This window comes from Kribbella pratensis (assembly GCF_004366075.1).
Lineage (GTDB): Bacteria > Actinomycetota > Actinomycetes > Propionibacteriales > Kribbellaceae > Kribbella > Kribbella pratensis.
The window spans coordinates 994936-1013240 of the sequence record NZ_SODU01000003.1 but is presented as its reverse complement, the minus strand read 5'-3'; the positions used below and the strand labels follow the sequence as shown (position 1 = coordinate 1013240).

Genomic DNA, 18305 nt, shown 5'->3' with positions numbered 1-18305 from the left:
CCTGACTGACACCGCCCCGGAGCCCTCTGGCGCCGGGGCGGAGTGGGTCCGGGACAGCGGGCCTCGCTCCTGCAACGAGAGACATACGGAAAAGGACTGGTTTTCTTCATGCCGAAGATCCTCGAGTTCGACGAGAACGCGCGGCGCGCGCTGGAGCGTGGCGTCGACAAGCTCGCGAACACGGTGAAGGTGACGCTGGGCCCGAAGGGCCGCTACGTCGTCCTGGACAAGAAGTGGGGCGCCCCGACCATCACCAACGACGGTGTGACCGTCGCCCGTGAGGTCGAGCTGGACGACCCGTTCGAGAACCTTGGTGCGCAGCTGACCAAGGAGGTCGCCACCAAGACCAACGACATCGCCGGTGACGGCACCACCACCGCGACGGTGCTGGCGCAGGCTCTGGTGCACGAGGGCCTGCGGGCGGTCGCCGCCGGCGCCAACCCGATGGGCCTCAAGCGCGGTATCGAGGCGGCCGTCGAGGCCGTGTCGGCCAAGCTGGTCGAGACCGCGCGGCCGGTGGACGACAAGGGCGACATGGCCCACGTCGCCACCATCTCCGCCCGGGACGCCGAGATCGGCGGCCTGATCGCGGACGCGTTCGACAAGGTGGGCAAGGACGGTGTGATCACCGTCGAGGAGTCGAACACCTTCGGGACCGAGCTCGAGTTCACCGAGGGTATGCAGTTCGACAAGGGCTACATCTCGCCGTACTTCATCACCGACGCCGAGGCCGGCGAAGCGGTGCTGGAGGACCCGTACATCCTGATCCACCAGGGCAAGATCTCCGCGATCGCGGACCTGCTGCCGCTGCTGGAGAAGGTCGTGCAGTCCGGCAAGGCGCTGCTGATCATCGCCGAGGACGTCGAGGCCGAGGCGCTGTCGACCCTGGTGGTCAACAAGATCCGCGGCAACTTCACCTCGGTCGCCGTCAAGGCGCCGGGCTTCGGTGACCGCCGCAAGGCGATGCTGGAGGACCTGGCCGCGCTCACCGGCGCGCAGGTCGTCGCCCCCGAGGTCGGGCTGAAGCTCGACCAGGTCGGCCTCGAGGTGCTCGGTTCGGCACGCCGGATCGTGGTCTCGAAGGACAACACGACCGTCGTCGAGGGCACCGGCAAGGCCGAGGACATCGAGGGCCGGGTCAGCCAGATCAAGTCCGAGATCGAGCGCACCGACTCCGACTGGGACCGCGAGAAGCTGCAGGAGCGGCTGGCCAAGCTGGCCGGCGGCGTCTGCGTCATCAAGGTCGGCGCGGCCACCGAGGTCGAGCTGAAGGAGAAGAAGCACCGGATCGAGGACGCGGTGTCCGCGACCCGGGCCGCGATCGAGGAGGGCATCGTCGCGGGTGGCGGTTCCGCACTCGTGCACGCGTCCACCGTGCTGGACAAGGACCTCGAGCTCGACGGTGACGAGGCCACCGGCGTCCGGATCGTCCGCAAGGCGGTCGTCGAGCCGCTGCGCTGGATCGCGGAGAACGGCGGCTACGAGGGCTACGTCGTGACGGCGAAGGTTGCCGAGCTCGAGTCCGGCAGCGGCTTCAACGCCGCCACCGGTGAGTACGGTGACCTGCTGGCGCAGGGCGTCCTGGACCCGGTCAAGGTGACCCGGTCCGCGCTCGCCAACGCCGGTTCGATCGCCGCGCTGCTGCTGACCACCGAAACCCTGGTGGTCGACAAGCCCGAGGAAGAAGAGCCCGCCGCAGCCGGTCACGGCCACGGCCACGGCCACTGATCCCTCAGTACTAAGAGTTCGACAGCACACCAAGCACCGCCCGGCAGACTCTGCCGGGCGGTGCTCTGCTGTACGGCGAGACATGTGGGCATAGCCCCCGGTGAGTCGGAACGGGCAATTGCCTGTCCCCAGTCCCCGGCGCCTGTCTCCACCCCCGTACGGCGGGGGACGTCGGGGGATCTGGTGGGATGGGTGGGTGCTGGTACGGGCGCGGGGTGACGAGGATCTGGGTGTTTGCGTGGAGCTGTTGTGGGCTGTGCACGAGCAGGCGGTGTACCCGATCAACTGGCCTGCCGACCCCCGAACTTGGCTGACGCCGGAGAACAGCCTGGGTTGCTGGGTCGCGGTGAGTGGTGCGCGGGTCGTGGGGCATGTGGTGCTGACGGCGGTCGGTGATGGTGCCGAGGTGGAGCGGTTGTTCGTGGATCCGCGGGCGACCCGGCAGGGGATCGGGCGGCAGCTGCTCGACCGCGTAGGTCGAACTGGTCAGTAGTGACAGATTGTGATCATTTGGGGGGCTTGATCACGAATTGCCACTATGCAATGAGAGTTGAGCGCCGTACCATCTTTCACGGCTGACCGGTCCGAACACGAGGGGGCAAGGGGTGACAGAGGTCCGAGTACCTGACACCCACGACCGGGTCGAGCTCAGGGATCTTGCCGCGCTGGCCGGCGACGGGGACCGTACAGCTCTCAATGACCTGCTCACCAGGGTGCGCGCAGTAGCGCACCGTTACGTACGGTCCCGTTTGTGGACCTATCCCGGCGGCGCCGACATGGTCGACGACGTCGCACAAGAAGTATGTGTCGCGGTGTTCGGCGCGCTGGGCCGGTATCGTGACGAGGGGAGGCCTTTCGAGGCTTTCGTCTACGGCATCGCGGCCCGCAAGGTCGCCGATGCCCAGCGTGCGTTCGCGGTCGCCGACGTCTCGACGCCGGACCTGCCGGACGGCGCGGACGAGTCACCGACGCCGGAGGAGCGCGCGGTTCGGCACTCAGAGGTCCAGCACATCATGGGCCTGCTGGACAAGTTGCCGGAGAAACTGCGGGAGATTTTGCGCCTTCGCGTCGTTGCGGGGATGTCAGCCGAGGAGACCGGCCGGGCACTGGGGATGACACCGGGGGCGGTGAGGGTCGCACAGCATCGGGCGTTGAACACGCTCAGGGGGTTTGTGGGGCATGAAGCAGAGCTGGAACGAGGAAGAGCAGGGGAGGGGCATCATGGCTGACCGTTTCGACCTGGACGCGATCGAGGCCGATGACGCGCTGCTCGATCTGCTCGCCGCCGGTGGGGAGTCCGCCCGAGCGGCGGGCGAGCACGACCCGGCCGTCGCACTGCTGGCCGATCTACGGCTGGCGGTCGAGGTCGAGGACGAGCTCCCGGTGGAGACCATCGACGATCCGGAGAGCTTCCTGGCGCGGTGCGCCGCGCTCAACCCGGTCACCGACCCGTTCGCCCGTAAGGTGGCGACCCGCGGTCTGGCGTTCGGTGTTGCCGCGGTGGCGGCGCTGTCGGTCTCCGGGGTGGCCGCGGCCGTCACCGGTGACCCGTTGTCGCCGTACGAGAAGGTCATCGAGAAGATGGTCGACGCGGTCCGCCCGCAGACCAGCTTCCCGAAGGAGGACCTCGACGGACTGCCGGTCGTGGACCGGAGCAAGATCGTCAAGGTCGGCAAGGACTTCAAGGAGAAGGCGAAGGCCGAGCACGCCGCCGAGAACGCCGGCAAGACCAACGTGGCCGGCGACGGCGAACTGTCGCAGGACGGCACCGAGAAGCCGGACGCGCTCGGACTGCCGGCGGACGACAAGCCGTTCGCGATCCGCGACAAGGACGCCTTCCCGGTCAAGCCGGAGCCGACCGAGGACCCGGTCAAGCCGACGACCGAGGTGACGCCGACGCCGACCGACGACACCAAGACGACGGAGCCGACCGACACCAAGACCACCGAGCCGACGGACACGAAGACGACGGAGACGCCGCCGGACACCCCGACGACGACCCCGACCGACGAGCCGCCCGGCACCACCACGCCGACTCCGACGCCGACGGAGACGACCACCACGACGCCGCCGACGAACGTCGACACCGGTACGGGCGACACGGGCACGGGCGACAACAACACGTCGACCGGTGAGCCGACGTCGACGCCGAGCGCCGGCTCCGGAGAGGGTCAGACGAGCGACGGGGAGACCACGCCGGGCTCGGACAGCACCACCACTCCCGCCGGTACCAGCGGTTCGGACACGTCGGGCACCGACACCTCCGGCGCCGGTGAGACGCCGGGTAGCGATGTCACGCAGGTCCCGGACCAGGTCAAGGAAATCGCAGACGTGGTCGAGACGATCGTGGCGCCGGTCCTGCCGACGCCGAGCGGTGAGCCGGTCGCGAACGAAACCACCGAGCGGTTCTTCGGCACACCCGACGCGACGGCGAAGTCCGTCACGACGAGCAAGGCGACAGCGAAGAAGGCGGCGGCCAAGGCGACCGGGAAGCATGCGAGCGGGACGGTCAGCACGGGCTCGGTCCGCAAGGCCTACCCGAAGGGCAAGCATTCCAGCGGTGCGTACGCCGAGGGCAGGCACGCCGCCATCGCCCGGACGTACGGCTCGACCACCGACGCCAGCCTGCTGCAGATCCTGGACGTCGTGAACGCGCCCATCAAGTAACCGTTCGACCACCGACCGCCCGCCGCGAACCGTGGCGGGCGGTTGCTTGTGGTGGCCTGTGGACGGCGGATTCGGGGCCTGGTGGCGGCGCGGATAGGATGGGGTTCCGTTGTCGCCGTACAAAAGGTGCTCGCTTTCCCCATGGACATCACCCCCGCTGGAGTTCCCGACAAGTTCGCCGTCCTCGGCCTCACCTTCGACGACGTACTGCTGCAGCCGAACGAGTCCGACGTCATCCCGTCCGAGGCCGTCACGCGGTCCCGGCTGAGTCGTAACGTCGAGGTGAACATCCCGCTGGTGTCCAGCGCGATGGACACCGTCACCGAGGCCCGGATGGCGATCGCCATGGCGCGCCAGGGCGGTCTCGGCGTGCTGCACCGCAACCTTTCGATCGAGGACCAGGCCCAGCAGGTCGACCTGGTCAAGCGCTCCGAGTCCGGCATGATCGCGCAGCCGATCACGATCGGCCCGGACGCCACCATCGGCGAGGCCGACGCGCTCTGCGGGCAGTACCGGATCTCCGGCGTCCCGGTGGTGGACGACGCGGGTGTCCTGGTCGGCATCGTCACCAACCGCGACATGCGCTTCGAGACCGACCTGTCCCGGCCGGTCCGCGAGGTGATGACCAAGCAGCCACTGATCACCGGTCGGCAGGGCATCGCCGCCGACGACGCGATGGCGCTGCTCAGCAAGCACAAGGTGGAGAAGCTGCCGCTGGTCGACGACGCCGGCAAGCTCACCGGGCTGATCACGCTGAAGGACTTCGTCAAGCGCGACAAGTTCCCGCTGTCCACCAAGGACGGCTCCGGCCGGCTGATGGTCGGCGCGGCGATCGGCTTCTTCGGCGAGGCCTACAAGCGGGCCATGACGCTGGTCGAGGCCGGTGTCGACGTGCTCGTGGTGGACACCGCGCACGGTCACTCCCGGGCCCAGATCGAGATCATCCGCAAGCTCAAGGCCGACCCGGCCACCCGCGGCGTGGACGTCGTCGGCGGCAACGTCGGCACCCGCGCGGGCGCGCAGGCGCTGGTCGAGGCGGGCGCGGACGGCGTCAAGGTCGGCGTCGGCCCCGGTTCGATCTGTACGACGCGGGTCGTGTCCGGCGTCGGCGTGCCGCAGGTGACCGCGATCTACGAGGCGTCGCTGGCCTGCAAGCCGGCCGGTGTCCCGGTGATCGGCGACGGCGGCCTGCAGTACTCCGGTGACATCGCCAAGGCGCTCGTCGCGGGTGCGGACACGGTCATGCTGGGCTCGCTGCTCGCCGGGTGCGAGGAGTCGCCGGGCGACCTGGTGTTCATCAACGGCAAGCAGTTCAAGGCGTACCGCGGGATGGGCTCGCTCGGCGCGATGTCGTCGGCCGGCGGCCTGCGCAAGTCGTACTCGAAGGACCGCTACTTCCAGCACGACGGCGGCTCCGACGAGAAGCTGATCGCCGAGGGCGTCGAGGGCCAGGTGCCGTACCGGGGCCCGCTGTCGGCCGTCGCGCACCAGCTGATCGGCGGCCTGCGGCAGTCGATGTGGTACACGGGCGCCCGGACCGTGCCGGAGTTGCAGGAGAAGGGGCGCTTCGTGCGGATCACCTCCGCCGGCCTGCAGGAGTCCCACCCGCACGACATCCAGATGACGGTCGAAGCCCCGAACTACTCGGGCCGCTGACCGCCTGCTACCTGTAAGGACACCAGATGACCGAGATCGAGATCGGCCGCGCGAAGCGGGGTCGGCAGGCGTACGCGTTCGACGACATCGCGATCGTGCCGTCGCGCCGCACGCGGGACCCCGAGGAGGTCTCGGTCGCCTGGCAGATCGACGCGTACCGGTTCGAGCTGCCGATCCTGGCCGCGCCGATGGACTCGGTGATGTCGCCGGCCACCGCCATCGCGATCGGCAAGGCCGGCGGTCTCGGCGTCCTGAACCTCGAAGGTCTCTGGACGCGGTACGAGGACCCGACCAGCCTGCTCGAGGAGATCACCAGCCTCGAGACGCAGCAGGCCACGCACCGGTTGCAGGAGATCTACGCGGCGCCGATCAAGCCCGAGCTGCTCTCGCAGCGGGTGCAGGAGATTCGCGACTCCGGTGTGACGGTGGCCGGAGCGCTGTCCCCGCAGCGCACCAAGCAGTTCGCCAAGCACGTCGTGGACGCGGGGGTCGACCTGTTCGTCATCCGCGGTACGACGGTGTCCGCCGAGCACGTGTCGGGCCAGGCGGAGCCGCTGAACCTGAAGCAGTTCATCTACGACCTCGACGTACCCGTGATCGTCGGCGGCTGCGCGACGCACCAGGCGGCGTTGCACCTGATGCGGACCGGTGCGGCCGGCGTACTCGTCGGCTTCGGCGGCGGTGCGGCGCACACCACGCGGAAGGTGCTCGGGGTGGCGGTGCCGATGGCGAGTGCGGTGGCCGACGTGGCGGCGGCGCGGCGGGACTACATGGACGAGTCCGGCGGCCGGTACGTGCATGTCATCGCGGACGGCTCGGTCGGACGGTCCGGTGACGTGGCGAAGGCGATCGCCTGCGGCGCGGACGCCGTGATGGTCGGTTCGCCGCTGGCCCGCGCGAGCGACGCTCCGGGCGGCGGGTACCACTGGGGCGCCGAGGCCTGGCACCAGGACCTGCCCCGCGGTGAGCGGGTCGAGGTCGGCGTCACCGGCACGATGGAGCAGATCCTGTTCGGCCCGTCCTGGGTCCCGGACGGCACGATGAACCTGGTCGGCGCCCTCAAACGCGCGATGGCCACCACCGGCTACACGGAACTCAAGGAGTTCCAGCGAGTCGAGGTCGTCGTAGGTTGAGTACCGGCGTACTGCTCCTGCACGGTTCGAGTGGTACGCCGGACTTGGATCGGGCTCGTCTGCTCGAGGCCGAGGGGTACGACGTACTCGCGCCGCGATGGAACGTGACGCATGAGGTTCCGTTGGAGTCGTTCCCGCTGGCTGAGTTGGCGCACCACGATCGGCTGGTTGTGATGGGCAGTTCCTGGGGTGCCGAGGCCGCGTTGCTGCTGGGTGCGCTCGACGAGCGGGTCGACGCGGTGGTCGCGTTCGCACCGAGCGCTTACGTGTGGGGCCGAAACCTGGAGGACGGCAGCCAGCGGTCGGCCTGGACCTGGCAGGGAGAGCCCCTCCCGTTCGTACCGCTCGACCTGGACTGGAAGTCCGAGGACGATCCGCCGAGCTACACCGGCCTGTATCGCCAGAGCCTGCGGCGTGCTCCGGAGCAGGCGCGGATCCCGGTGGAGCGGATCAACCAGGTGCTTCTCATCGCCGGCGGTGACGACAAGGTGTGGCCGGCGGTCGAGTTCGCGGAGGAGATCGCCCGGCGTCGTGCCGAGCAGACGACCCGGATCGTGATGGTCCCGGACGCCGGGCATCGTGCGGTGCTGCCGGGGGAGGAGCCGAAGACCGCGGGACAGCGGATGGCGCGCGGCGGGACCGAGGCAGCCGACCGCGAGTTGGGCGCCCGAGCGTGGCCCGAGATCCTGGAACTGCTCGGAGCTTGAGCCGACTTGCGTCGAGTTCACCCGGTTTGACGGGTTCTGGAAGGATTGCCGCATGGGATTGTTCAGCCGCCGGAGCAGCCAGGACACGGACAATGTTGCCCTCGCCGCAGCGCGAGGCCGACTGTCCCCGGACGACGTCGATCAGGTGCGGTTCCTGATCACCACGAAGAAGGCGGTGCACGCGGTCAAGCTGATCCGGGACCGCACCGGCCTCGACCTCAGGCAGTCCAAGGAGCTGGTCGACGACATCCGCCTCGGGCGGTACGTGCCGCCGACGACCGGTACGCCGTTGGTCCGCCGCCCGGGTACCAACCTGGCCGAGCGCACCCGCGCCCTCAAGGCCGCGGGCGAACTCCACCAGGCGACCGCCCTCGTCGTCAGCGAGACCGGCATGACCGAGGCCGAAGCGGGCCTGTTCGTCGGCGCCCTCCGCCCCGACCTGCAGGACTGATTCAGCCTTTGACGTAGGACAGCTTCTCAGCGATTTTGCCGTCTCGTAGTCGCAGTACGTCGACACCGCGGACCTGGCCTCGGTTGCCGGACGGCTCGCGCCAGGAGTACCGCCACCGTACGACGGCCCGGTCGCCGAGCAGCACGGTCTCCTCGGTCTCGAAGTGCGGGTCGGCAGTGTCCGCGAACAGCGTCGCCCACACCGCCCGGACCGCGTCCGCGCCCTCGAAGCGCCCGCCGTCCGGCGCCGGCGACGTGGACTCGAACACGATGTCGTCGGTGACCAGCGACATCGCCGTCTCCAGGTCGCCCTCGTCGAAGGCGGTCCCGAACCGCTCGAGCACCGGAGTCGCCGGCGTCCACCGGGCATCCCGCCCGAACGCGGCGAGCAGGGCCTCGGCCGGATCGGTGAAGCCTTCCAGATGCTTGCCGATGATTCCGGCCGACCGGTAGAGGTCCTCGCGCTTGGCGAACCAGTCCGCGACCTCGTCCACGAGCTCGGGGTCCATCCGCGGCAGTGCACCGATCGCGACGGCCAGATCCCAGCCGTGGATCAGGTGGTCCGCCGCGAGCTGTCGCAGGTACTCGTGCGGATCCTCGTCGCCGTACGACAGGTGCACCTTGTCGATCGACCAGGTTGCGGCGACCTCCGCCTCGCGCGCGGCGTACGAGGCCGCGGCGGCCGGATCGTCCTCGAGCAGGTCACCGTCGAGGGTGTCCCCGACCTCGGCGATCGTCTTGCCCGCCATCAGCGGCACGGTCCAGCGCTCCTCGCCGACGACATGGTTGACCAGCGCCCGGACGTCCCAGTCCGAGCACGGTGTCGGCGCCGACCACTGATCGGCCGGCACCTCCGAGACCAGGTCCGCGAAGTTGGCGACCGTGCGATTGTGCAGTTCCACAACGTCCATGACATCCCCCTCCCAGCGTCAGCGTGGGCCGGAGGAGGCCGGGACGTCAACGGCCGAGCTGGAGTTGCTCCGCGGCCTCGTGGGCGTGATGGGACGCGGCCAGGTCACCGGTGGCGGCCAGGAGGTTGCCGTGGTGCCGGTAGCAGGCGCCGGCCAGGTCCTTCATCAGCGCGTTGTCGTCGGCGTACGGGATCAGGGCGGTCGCGACCTCCGCGCACCAGCCCCCGAGATCGAGCGCGAGGTCGGTCCGCCCGGCCTGGAAGTATGCCTCGGAGATGTCGAGCAGCAGTTGCGCCCAGATCGGTACGTACATCTCGGTCTGGAACCGCATCCGGTGCGACTCCCGCTCGGACGAGATCGCGAACAGGTAGTGCGCCTCCATGCCCAGCGTGAGCGCGGCGTTGCCGTCCTGCGAAAGCAGCGGCTTCACCAACTCCGCGAGCTCGGTCGCGCGTTGCGCCGCCGACTCCGGGTCGGTCCGGCCCGACACGGTCGCCAGCGTCATCCCGGGCGCGGGCTCACTCAGCGCCACCAGCCGGTGGTACTGCTCGAACGGCCCGAGCTTGATCTCTGCGTTCTCCAGTGCCGCGACCAGCGTCAGCGGCAACCCGCGGTCCAGCTCCTCGACCACGCGGGCCGCCGTCTCGGCATCGGTGTCGTACGCCGTCCGCAAGCAGGCCTCGCCCTCCAACCGGCCGACGATGCCGAGGTGCTTGCCTTTCCTGACCAGGGCGGCGACCAGCGTGCGCATGTCGGTCGCCGAGTCCGAGTCGGCGAGTGTGTCGGCTGTCGTCAGTCCGATCTCGTCCGCCTCGAGCGCAAGGTCCAGCCGGCCTTCGGCAGCGTGGACGTCGGCCGACACCGCGGTCGCCGTGCAGAGATAGCGCGCGTAGGACAGTGACTGGGGGCTCTCGTTGATCTGGTCCGCGAGCTGCAGGAACAGCTGGGTCGCCGCGTCCGCGGACGCGACCGCCAGCGCGGGGTCGCCGTACCGCCGCAGGATCAGCGCGTTCATCGCGAGCACCCGGGCGAAGTCCGGCTGGTGCTTGAGACCGTCCTCGCCGCCGACGAGCTGGCCGTACGCGATCACCGCGCCGTCCATCTCCAGTACGGCGGTGGCGCCGTGACCCCGGTGTGCCTGGGTCATCGCGCGCCGGGCGCGGACGTCGGCCAGGAAGCAGGTCGCGTCGAGTACGCCGGCATCCTGGAGCTCGGTGTACCCAAGCTGCGCCTCGTGCAGCGCGGCGAGGGCCTCCTCGTGGCGGCCGGACGCGTTCAGTGATCCGGCCAGCTCGTACTGGGTCGCGGCCATCAGGTGCTTGGCCTCGTAGTGGTTCGGGTGCCCTTCGGCGCGCTCCCTGGCCAGCTCGATGACCCGCTGCTGGTACGGCCCTGCCTCGTCGGCGCGGCCCTCCTCGATCAGCACCTGAGCTGTCTGCAGTGCCTCACCGAGCTCGTCCTCAGGAGGCGTCCAAAGCCCCCCGCTGTCCACCATCTGTACGTTCCACCCCTTCGCAGGTTCAGCCGCTCAGCTTAACGGTCTCTTGATACTGACAGCCGCTATTACTGGCAGGTAGCCTTCGGGTATGAGCGAGCAGACTTCGATTCCTGCGGATCCGGAGCTCGACCCGACCGCGTCGTACGCGACCGATCAGTCGGTCATCCGCCGGTTGTCGGGGCTGCTGCGCGCCACGGCCGGCACGCGTACGTCGTACGCGCCGGCCACCGGGCAGCCGATCGCGGACCTGCCGGTGTCGAGTGACGACGACGTGGTCGCGGCCGTCCGGGCCGCTCGGAGGACCCAGCAGACCTGGCGGCGGGTGCCGCTCGCGGAGCGCGCGGCGATCCTGCTGCGATACCACGATCTCGTTCTCGATCACCGGCACGAGCTGGTCGACCTGATCATCCGCGAGTCCGGCAAGGCGCGGAAGCAGGCGTTCGAGGAGCTCGCGCACGTCGCGCTGACGGCGCGGTACTACGGCCGCAAGGCGTTCGAGCTGCTCGAGCCGCAGCGCAAGCTCGGCATCTTCCCGCTGCTCACCCGCGCTGAGGAGCGGTTCGTCCCGAAGGGTGTCGTCGGCATCATCTCGCCGTGGAACTACCCGCTGACGATGGCGATCTCCGACGGTCTGCCCGCGATCCTGGCCGGCAACACCGTCGTCCACAAACCCGACAGCCAGACCCCGCTCACCGCCCTGCGCGGCATCGAACTGCTGTACGAGGCCGGCCTGCCGCGGGAGGCCTGGCTCGCAGTGAACGGCGACGGCCCGACGGTCGGCGGCGCGCTCATCCAGAACGCCGACTACATCTGCTTCACCGGGTCGACCAAGACGGGCCGGCTGGTGGCGAAACAGGCCGGCGAGCGGTTGATCGGTTGCAGCCTCGAGCTCGGCGGTAAAAACCCGATGCTGGTACTGCGGGACGCCGACATCAACCGAGCGGCAGAGGGCGCCGTACGGGCGTGTTTCGCGAACGCCGGCCAGCTGTGCGTCTCGATGGAGCGGCTGTACGTCGCCGACCAGGTGTACGACGCCTTCGTCACGGCGTTCGTGGACCGGGTGAAGAAGCTCCGCCTTTCGGCCGGCACCGGCTGGGACGTCGACATGGGCTCGCTGATCTCGAAGGCGCAGCTGGAGACGGTGACCCGGCACGTCGAGGACGCCCGTGAGCAGGGCGCCACGGTGCTTGCCGGCGGCAAGGCTCGCCCGGACATCGGCCCGCTCTTCTACGAGCCGACCGTACTGTCCGGTGTCACCCCCGCGATGGAGTGCTTCGACAACGAGACCTTCGGGCCGGTCGTCTCGATCTACCGGTTCTCCGACGAGTCCGAGGCGATCCAGCGCGCGAACGAGGGCGAGTACGGCCTGAACGCGAGCGTCTGGACCCGCGACGGCCGCCGAGGTCGCGCGGTCGCCGCGCAACTGATGGCCGGCACGGTCAACGTCAACGAGGGGTACGGCGCCACGTTCGGCTCGATCGACACGCCGATGGGCGGCATGCGGTCGTCCGGTCTCGGCCGGCGGCAGGGTGTCGAGGGCATCCGCCGGTACGTCGAACCGCAGGCGATCGCCACCCAACGGCTGATCCCGATCGCCGCTTCGCACGGCCTCTCCGACGAGCAGTTCGCGGAGCTGATGACCGGCGCACTACGCATCCTGAAGAAGATCGGCCGCCCGTGAGTTTCGACTATGACGTGGTGATCGTCGGGTCCGGCTTCGGCGGGTCGGTTTCGGCTTTGCGGCTGACCGAGAAGGGCTATCGGGTCGCCGTACTCGAGGCGGGTGCCCGGTTCGACGACGCGGGGTTCGCGAAGAACTCGTGGGACAAGAAACGGTTCCTGTTCGCGCCGAAGCTCGGCTGGTACGGCATCCAGCGGATCAGCGCGCTGCGCGACGTGATCATCCTGTCCGGCGCCGGGGTCGGCGGCGGCAGCCTGGTCTACGCGAACACGTTGTACGAACCGCTGCCCGCGTTCTACACCGATCGCCAGTGGGCGCACATCACCGACTGGCAGTCCGAGCTGGCGCCGTACTACGACCAGGCGAAGCGGATGCTCGGCGTCACGACGTACCCCGGATTCACGCCGGCCGACAAGGTGATGAAGCAGGTTGCCGAGGACATGGGCGTGGGGGAGACGTTCCACCCGACACCGGTCGGTGTCTTCTTCGGTGAGCCGGGTGTCGAGGTCGACGACCCGTACTTCGGTGGCGCGGGCCCCCGCCGTACCGGCTGTATCGACTGCGGCGAGTGCATGACGGGCTGCCGGCACAACGCGAAGAACACCCTGACGAAGAACTACCTCTACCTGGCCGAGAAGGCCGGAGCCGAGGTCTACTCGCTGACCACGGTCACGTCGGTCGAGCCGCTGCCGGACGGCGGGTACGCGATCGACACCCGGCGTACGTCGAACAAGAAGGCCACCCGCCGCTTCACCGCGGGACAGGTGATCTTCGCCGCGTCGGCTCTCGGTACGGCGAAGTTGCTGCACCGGCTGCGTGACGAGGGCAAACTGCCCCGGCTGTCGGACCGGCTCGGGGTGCTTACCAGGACGAACTCGGAGTCGCTGCTCGGCGCGATCTCCCGCGACACCGACGTCGACTACAGCCGCGGGGTCGCGATCACGTCGTCGTTCCACCCCGACGACATCACTCACATCGAGCCGGTGCGGTACGGGAAGGGCAGCAACGTGATGTCGCTGCTGCAGACCGTGCTGACCGACGGCGACGGTGACAGGCCGCGCTGGCGGACGTGGTTGCGCGAGCTCGGCGTCCAACGGAAGAACATCCGGAAGCTGTACGACCTGAAGCACTGGTCCGAGCGGACCGTGATCGCGCTGGTGATGCAGACCGCGGACAACTCGATCACGACGTACGGCAAGCGTGACCGGCTGGGCCGGTGGAAGCTCACGTCGAAGCAGGGGCACGGCGCGCCGAACCCGTCCTGGATCCCGGTCGCGAACCAGGTGGTCCGGCGGATGGCGAAGCTGATGAACGGTACGCCGGGCGGCACGATCGGGGAGCCGTTCAACGTACCGATGACCGCGCACTTCATCGGCGGCTGCGCGATCGGCGACTCACCGTCGTCGGGGGTCGTGGATCCGTACCACCGGGTCTACGGGTACGACGGCCTGCACATCGTCGACGGCTCGACCATCTCCGCGAACCTCGGGGTCAACCCGTCCTTGACGATCACCGCCCAGGCCGAGCGGGCGCTCTCGTTCTGGCCGAACAAGGGTGCCGCGGACCCGCGCCCGGCGGTCGGTACGGCGTACCAGCGGATCCAGCCGGTGAAGCCCGAGCACCCGGTCGTCCCGACGGATGCCCCGGGTGCGCTGCGACTCCCGATCTTCCCGAAGCAGGCTGTGACGGATTCGTAACGGAACAGCGAAGAATTGCGCAAATGAAAAAGCCTCAGCAGTAAGTTGCTGAGGCTTTGTGCAAAGGTCCGGAAAAGGGAGCAGGTCCCTCGGGAACGTTTCCGCCCAAATCGTTTCCCGAGGGACCCACTCAAGCCGGGGTGAGGCGCCCGGCGCTTTGGGATCGGATCGCCAACCATGGCTGGCGACCCGAGCTCTTGGTTACTACCTTACATCCGATTTCCAGGCGCTTCAGGGCTTGTGACCACTCTGCGTGCTGATCGTAATGATCAGCATTTGTAGCTCCTGGTAACCGGGTGGCGGTCTTCCTTGCGGTAACCGCCTCTGCACACATCAACGAGCCCATCTACAGGGGGTTACGAGGTTCCGCAGAAAAACCCAGAAACTTTTTCCGGGGAGTGCGGAGAGTGGCGGTGAGGCACTTCGGCCGCAGGTGTTCCACGTGACGCCCGCCGCAGCCCCGCCGTACCTGTCTGACCTACTGTGAGGCCGACCGTCGAGATGAGGCAGGAGAACCATGAGCAAGATCCTGGACGTGGCACGTGAGCAGGTTCTGGAGCAGGGCACGGGGCTGAGCCAGGAGCAATTGGTCGAGGTCCTCACCCTGCCCGACGACCGGCTGCCGGAACTGCTCGCGCTCGCGCACGACGTCCGGGTGAAGTGGTGCGGCGAGGAGGTCGAGGTCGAGGGGATCATCTCGCTGAAGACGGGCGGCTGCCCCGAGGACTGCCACTTCTGCTCCCAGTCCGGCCAGTTCACCTCGCCGGTGCGCGCGGTCTGGCTGAACATCCCCGAGCTCGTCGAGGCCGCCAAGGAGACCGCGAAGACCGGCGCCACCGAGTTCTGCATCGTCGCCGCGGTCCGCGGGCCGGACGAGCGGCTGATGTCGCAGGTGAAGGCCGGCATCGAGGCGATCAACGCCGAGGTCGACATCAACATCGCCTGCTCACTCGGCATGCTGACGCAGGACCAGGTCGACGAGCTGAAGTCGTGGGGCGTGCACCGCTACAACCACAACCTCGAGTCGGCCCGGTCCTACTTCGGCGACGTCGTCACCACGCACTCCTTCGAGGAGCGCTGGGAGACCTGCCTGATGGTGCGCGAGTCCGGCATGGAGCTGTGCTGCGGCGGTCTGGTCGGGATGGGCGAGTCGCTCGAGCAGCGCGCGGAGCTCGCCGCGCAGCTCGCCGAGCTCGACCCGCACGAGGTTCCGCTGAACTTCCTCAACCCGCGACCGGGTACGCCGTTCGGCGACCTCGAGATCATGGACGGCAAGGACGCGCTGCGGACCATCGCCGCGTTCCGGCTCGCGATGCCGCGGACGGTCCTGCGGTACGCCGGCGGTCGCGAGCTGACCCTCGGCGACCTCGGCACCCGCGAAGGTCTGCTCGGCGGCATCAACGCGGTGATCGTCGGCAACTACCTGACCACCCTGGGCCGCCCGGCGACCGCCGACCTCGACCTGCTCGCCGAGCTGAAGATGCCGGTGAAGGAACTCCAGAAGACGCTATGAGCTACTGCGGGAGATGCGGGCGCGAGCTGACCGACGGCAGTCACGAGGATTGCCGGCGCGCGCTCGAACTCGAGCCGCCGAGGTACTGCGCGAGCTGCCGCCGCCGCATGATCGTCCAGGTCCACCCCATGGGCTGGTCGGCCCGATGCTCCGTCCACGGGAACCTGACCGCAAGCTGATTGGAACGGTCGTTTGCCCCTGCGTGGTCCTACCGTCGTTCCATCATTCGACGCGGGAGGGAAGTGAGCGCGATGGCTTTCGGAAGCAAGAAGGCGGCACGCAGCGATGCGGTGGCGAATGGCGGCAAGCTGACGGGGCGCCAGGCGAGGAAGGCCGCCAAGGAGGCCGTTGCCGGCCGTCTCGGTGAGGACGGGAAGGTTCGCGACACCCGGGGCAAGGTGATCGGCAACTTCGCGGGCCGGACCCCGAGGGCGCCGAACGAGCACGGCGTTTGAGGACTGCGCCGGCGTCGGGCCCGGTCCGGCTAGGGTTGGGGGTATGTCCAACGTGCCCCGGCTCCTGGTCGCTCTGTACGGCCCGACGTCGGCGGGTAAGACCGCGGTGTCGGTCGATCTGTGCCTGCGGATCCGGGACGAGCTCGGGCTGCCGCCGATGGTCGTGTCGGCAGACTCGCGGCAGGTGTACCGGTACATGGACATCGGCACCAGCAAGACCACGCCGGAGGAGATGCGCGGGATCCCGCACACGATGATCGACGTCACCGAGCCGGTGCGGAAACTCGAGTTGGAGACGTTCGTCGCGCAGGCGCGGCAGCACATGGACGAGTGCTGGAAGGCGGGTGGCGTCCCGGTCGTGGTCGGCGGCACCAGCGTGTACGTGCGTTCGCTGCTGGAGGGCTGGGAGGTGGACGCGGTCGCGGAGGCGCGGAACGCCGTACGGCGTGACTTCCCGCGCAGCATGGCCGAGGACGCCTACGCGGTACTGAGCCGGCTGGACGCCAAGGCCGCCGCGAAGATCCACGAGAACAACTACGACGCGATCGTGAACGCGCTGGCGCGTGCCATGGGCAACGATCCGGAACGGGCCGTCGCCCCGGCGACCCGGCAGGTCGTGTTCTCCGTCGACCGTTCCGCCGCCGAGATCGACCAGCGGGTCGCCGCGACCTACGACCGCCAGGTCGAGCTCGGGCTCCGCGACGAGGTCCTCGGACTCGACGAGCGGTACGACGTACTGACGCAGTACCGCCGCCTCGGCCAGAAGTCGCCGAACCAGGTCGTCCACACGCACGGCTACACCGAATGGTTCGACGTCGCCCTGGACCGCGGCAAACCGGTGGAGAACCTGACCGGCGCCGACCTGGACGAGGTCCGCACCCGCGTCGTCGAGCGCATCCAGACCCACACCCGCCGCCAGCGCTCCGCCATCCCCAAACTCACCGGCGTAAAGCCCGCCCGCAACGCCAACGACGCTTTCACCGCAGTCAAGAAGGCCCTCGAGGCCCGGCCGCCGGCCCCGACGGCGGCGAAGAACCCGAAGCAGAAGGCCGCACCGCGACGTCCGAAACCCCAACGCTCCGGAGCGAGCCGCCCCGACGCGGCACGCCGCCGCCGAACATAAAGGGGCCGGGGGCAACCGATTGAACGGTTTCCCCGGCCGCCGGCACGTCGGGTCGGTTGCCCTAGCCCCGGCCGTTGCCCTTCTTCTTCTCGTTCTTCTTCTGGGCGGCGTTCTCGCGTCCGCGACGGGTGTTCGGGTTCGTGGACCGATTCTGGTCGGCCTGCTTCCGGGACGCGCCCCTCTCGTGCCGGGGCGCGTTGCTCGGGCTCTGGTTGTTGGTGTGTTCCTGCGGCTTGCCTTTTTTGCTGAAGGGCATGGTCCCGTTCCTCCTGTCGAAGCCGCGAGACGCGGCGCATGATCGGTTGTGTTTGCAGCAGACGTTCAGAACCGCAGGCTGGTTCCCCGCGGGTTCAAAGGTGTGGCAGGTCAGCGGCCCTGGCCCTGACCCCTCGGCTTGCGGGCCGGGGTCAAGATCGGGAGGTCCCTGGGCGGCGTCGCCTTCGAGCCCTTCTCCGGCTTGGCCTTGGGCTTCTCGTTCTTCGAGTCCTTGCTGCCGTACGGCACCCTGATGCTCCTGTCGACGAGAGCCGCGAAACGCGGCTGATCGGTGTTTGTTCTCCAGCAGACGCTGATCGACGCCGGCCGGTTCCCCGGTGGTTTGAAGCATCGGAAGGCTAACCACGGCTGGGGTTCATCGTGTGTTCGCACAGGGCCGGGGCCGTTCGGGTAGTGACCTGGCACGTCAGCTATCGTTTCGGCGTGGTTGATCTCCCCGCCGTGGACGTGTTGACCAAGCTCGGTAAGGCGAGCTGGTCGCGAACGGAAGCGATGGCGTACGAGATCGCGCAGGAGGGTGTGCGGCAGGCGATCGGGTTCTACGCCCGGCCGATCGAGGCCGAGGAAGCTGCTGCCGAGCCTGATGCCGCCGCGAGCCGGCGGACCGAGCAGGAGGCCTGGGCCGCGCGCGGTCAGGAGCTCACGCCACTGGACAGTCGCGCGATCAAGCGGATCCGCAAAGAAGCCGACGACCTCCTCATCATCGATGACGAAGACGACGATGAGGACGAAGACGACGAGGCCGGTGCGGACGACGACCTCGACGAGGACGACGAAGAAGACGACGAAGACGACGGGACGCTGGAGTAG

At 68.8% G+C, this 18305-nt stretch carries 19 protein-coding genes; 15 read left to right on the top strand and 4 right to left on the bottom strand.

Annotated features, from left to right (window positions below; all coding sequences use genetic code 11):
• Positions 1-108: 108 nt before the first annotated feature.
• The 8 genes from groL to EV137_RS29035 all read left to right on the top strand — a co-directional run bounded on the left by groL (position 109) and on the right by EV137_RS29035 (position 8342).
• Positions 109-1728, top strand: coding sequence for a chaperonin GroEL (gene groL / locus EV137_RS29070; RefSeq protein WP_134008743.1), 1620 nt, complete (start codon positions 109-111; stop codon positions 1726-1728).
• A gap of 238 nt (positions 1729-1966) precedes the next feature.
• A complete protein-coding gene (locus EV137_RS29065) occupies positions 1967-2221 on the top strand; it encodes a GNAT family N-acetyltransferase (RefSeq protein WP_202871189.1) in 255 nt (84 codons plus the stop codon).
• 112 nt (positions 2222-2333) lie between these two features.
• Positions 2334-2957, top strand: a complete 624-nt coding sequence (gene shbA, locus EV137_RS29060; protein ID WP_134008749.1) for an RNA polymerase sigma factor ShbA — start codon at positions 2334-2336, stop codon at positions 2955-2957.
• Positions 2950-4395, top strand: a complete 1446-nt coding sequence (locus tag EV137_RS29055; protein ID WP_134131520.1) for a hypothetical protein — start codon at positions 2950-2952, stop codon at positions 4393-4395. The genes shbA and EV137_RS29055 overlap by 8 nt, the downstream gene beginning before the upstream one ends.
• Positions 4396-4536: 141 nt before the next feature.
• The gene (gene guaB / locus EV137_RS29050; protein WP_133782225.1) at positions 4537-6051 is read left to right on the top strand and encodes an IMP dehydrogenase; all 1515 of its coding nucleotides are present in this window, start codon (positions 4537-4539) and stop codon (positions 6049-6051) included.
• 26 nt (positions 6052-6077) lie between these two features.
• Positions 6078-7184, top strand: coding sequence for a GuaB3 family IMP dehydrogenase-related protein (locus tag EV137_RS29045; protein ID WP_130384561.1), 1107 nt, complete (start codon positions 6078-6080; stop codon positions 7182-7184).
• The gene (locus EV137_RS29040) at positions 7181-7891 is read left to right on the top strand and encodes an acyl-CoA thioester hydrolase/BAAT C-terminal domain-containing protein (protein WP_166680040.1); all 711 of its coding nucleotides are present in this window, start codon (positions 7181-7183) and stop codon (positions 7889-7891) included. Before EV137_RS29045 ends, EV137_RS29040 begins: the two co-directional genes overlap by 4 nt.
• A gap of 52 nt (positions 7892-7943) precedes the next feature.
• The gene (locus EV137_RS29035; RefSeq protein ID WP_134008758.1) at positions 7944-8342 is read left to right on the top strand and encodes a hypothetical protein; all 399 of its coding nucleotides are present in this window, start codon (positions 7944-7946) and stop codon (positions 8340-8342) included.
• Position 8343: 1 nt separating this feature from the next.
• Here EV137_RS29035 and EV137_RS29030 read toward each other — a convergent pair whose 3' ends face one another.
• Entirely contained in the window at positions 8344-9252 is a 909-nt protein-coding gene (locus EV137_RS29030; RefSeq protein ID WP_134131518.1) for a TIGR03086 family metal-binding protein, read from the bottom strand.
• Positions 9253-9298: 46 nt separating this feature from the next.
• Complete coding sequence (locus EV137_RS29025; RefSeq protein ID WP_134008764.1) at positions 9299-10747, bottom strand: hypothetical protein; 1449 nt, start codon at positions 10745-10747, stop codon at positions 9299-9301.
• Positions 10748-10838: 91 nt separating this feature from the next.
• On the opposite strand from EV137_RS29025, the gene EV137_RS29020 reads away from it, so the two are divergent.
• From EV137_RS29020 to EV137_RS28995, 6 genes are all read left to right on the top strand, one after another.
• Positions 10839-12431, top strand: coding sequence for a succinic semialdehyde dehydrogenase (locus EV137_RS29020; RefSeq protein ID WP_134131517.1), 1593 nt, complete (start codon positions 10839-10841; stop codon positions 12429-12431).
• A complete protein-coding gene (locus EV137_RS29015) occupies positions 12428-14128 on the top strand; it encodes a GMC oxidoreductase (protein ID WP_134131516.1) in 1701 nt (566 codons plus the stop codon). The genes EV137_RS29020 and EV137_RS29015 overlap by 4 nt, the downstream gene beginning before the upstream one ends.
• Positions 14129-14645: 517 nt before the next feature.
• Positions 14646-15641, top strand: coding sequence for a biotin synthase BioB (bioB, locus tag EV137_RS29010; RefSeq protein ID WP_134008773.1), 996 nt, complete (start codon positions 14646-14648; stop codon positions 15639-15641).
• A complete protein-coding gene (gene bsaP, locus EV137_RS42140) occupies positions 15638-15820 on the top strand; it encodes a biotin synthase auxiliary protein BsaP (protein ID WP_134008776.1) in 183 nt (60 codons plus the stop codon). Before bioB ends, bsaP begins: the two co-directional genes overlap by 4 nt.
• A 72-nt stretch (positions 15821-15892) precedes the next feature.
• On the top strand, positions 15893-16096 hold the full coding sequence (locus EV137_RS29000) for a hypothetical protein (RefSeq protein ID WP_134131515.1): 204 nt from the start codon (positions 15893-15895) through the stop codon (positions 16094-16096).
• Between the two features lie 43 nt (positions 16097-16139).
• Complete coding sequence (locus tag EV137_RS28995) at positions 16140-17219, top strand: hypothetical protein (protein ID WP_134131514.1); 1080 nt, start codon at positions 16140-16142, stop codon at positions 17217-17219.
• A gap of 61 nt (positions 17220-17280) precedes the next feature.
• Here the strand turns inward: EV137_RS28995 and EV137_RS28990 are convergent, their stop codons facing one another.
• Positions 17281-17475 (bottom strand): hypothetical protein, encoded by a 195-nt coding sequence (locus EV137_RS28990; protein ID WP_134008785.1) that lies wholly within the window; start codon positions 17473-17475, stop codon positions 17281-17283.
• 110 nt (positions 17476-17585) lie between these two features.
• A complete protein-coding gene (locus EV137_RS40790; protein ID WP_166680039.1) occupies positions 17586-17723 on the bottom strand; it encodes a hypothetical protein in 138 nt (45 codons plus the stop codon).
• Between the two features lie 195 nt (positions 17724-17918).
• On the opposite strand from EV137_RS40790, the gene EV137_RS28985 reads away from it, so the two are divergent.
• Positions 17919-18305, top strand: a complete 387-nt coding sequence (locus tag EV137_RS28985) for a hypothetical protein (RefSeq protein WP_134008787.1) — start codon at positions 17919-17921, stop codon at positions 18303-18305.

Bases quoted from the DNA above. Each gene is read 5' to 3' on its own strand.
- EV137_RS28995 (WP_134131514.1), top strand. From the start codon at position 16,140: ATGTCCAACGTGCCCCGGCTCCTGGTCGCTCTGTACGGCCCGACGTCG.
- EV137_RS29045 (WP_130384561.1), top strand. From the start codon at position 6,078: ATGACCGAGATCGAGATCGGCCGCGCGAAGCGGGGTCGGCAGGCGTAC.
- bsaP (WP_134008776.1), top strand. From the start codon at position 15,638: ATGAGCTACTGCGGGAGATGCGGGCGCGAGCTGACCGACGGCAGTCAC.
- EV137_RS29025 (WP_134008764.1), bottom strand. From the start codon at position 10,747: ATGGTGGACAGCGGGGGGCTTTGGACGCCTCCTGAGGACGAGCTCGGT.
- EV137_RS29055 (WP_134131520.1), top strand. From the start codon at position 2,950: ATGGCTGACCGTTTCGACCTGGACGCGATCGAGGCCGATGACGCGCTG.
- EV137_RS29030 (WP_134131518.1), bottom strand. From the start codon at position 9,252: ATGGACGTTGTGGAACTGCACAATCGCACGGTCGCCAACTTCGCGGAC.
- EV137_RS29035 (WP_134008758.1), top strand. From the start codon at position 7,944: ATGGGATTGTTCAGCCGCCGGAGCAGCCAGGACACGGACAATGTTGCC.
- EV137_RS29020 (WP_134131517.1), top strand. From the start codon at position 10,839: ATGAGCGAGCAGACTTCGATTCCTGCGGATCCGGAGCTCGACCCGACC.
- EV137_RS28990 (WP_134008785.1), bottom strand. From the start codon at position 17,475: ATGCCCTTCAGCAAAAAAGGCAAGCCGCAGGAACACACCAACAACCAG.
- groL (WP_134008743.1), top strand. From the start codon at position 109: ATGCCGAAGATCCTCGAGTTCGACGAGAACGCGCGGCGCGCGCTGGAG.
- guaB (WP_133782225.1), top strand. From the start codon at position 4,537: ATGGACATCACCCCCGCTGGAGTTCCCGACAAGTTCGCCGTCCTCGGC.
- EV137_RS29000 (WP_134131515.1), top strand. From the start codon at position 15,893: ATGGCTTTCGGAAGCAAGAAGGCGGCACGCAGCGATGCGGTGGCGAAT.
- bioB (WP_134008773.1), top strand. From the start codon at position 14,646: ATGAGCAAGATCCTGGACGTGGCACGTGAGCAGGTTCTGGAGCAGGGC.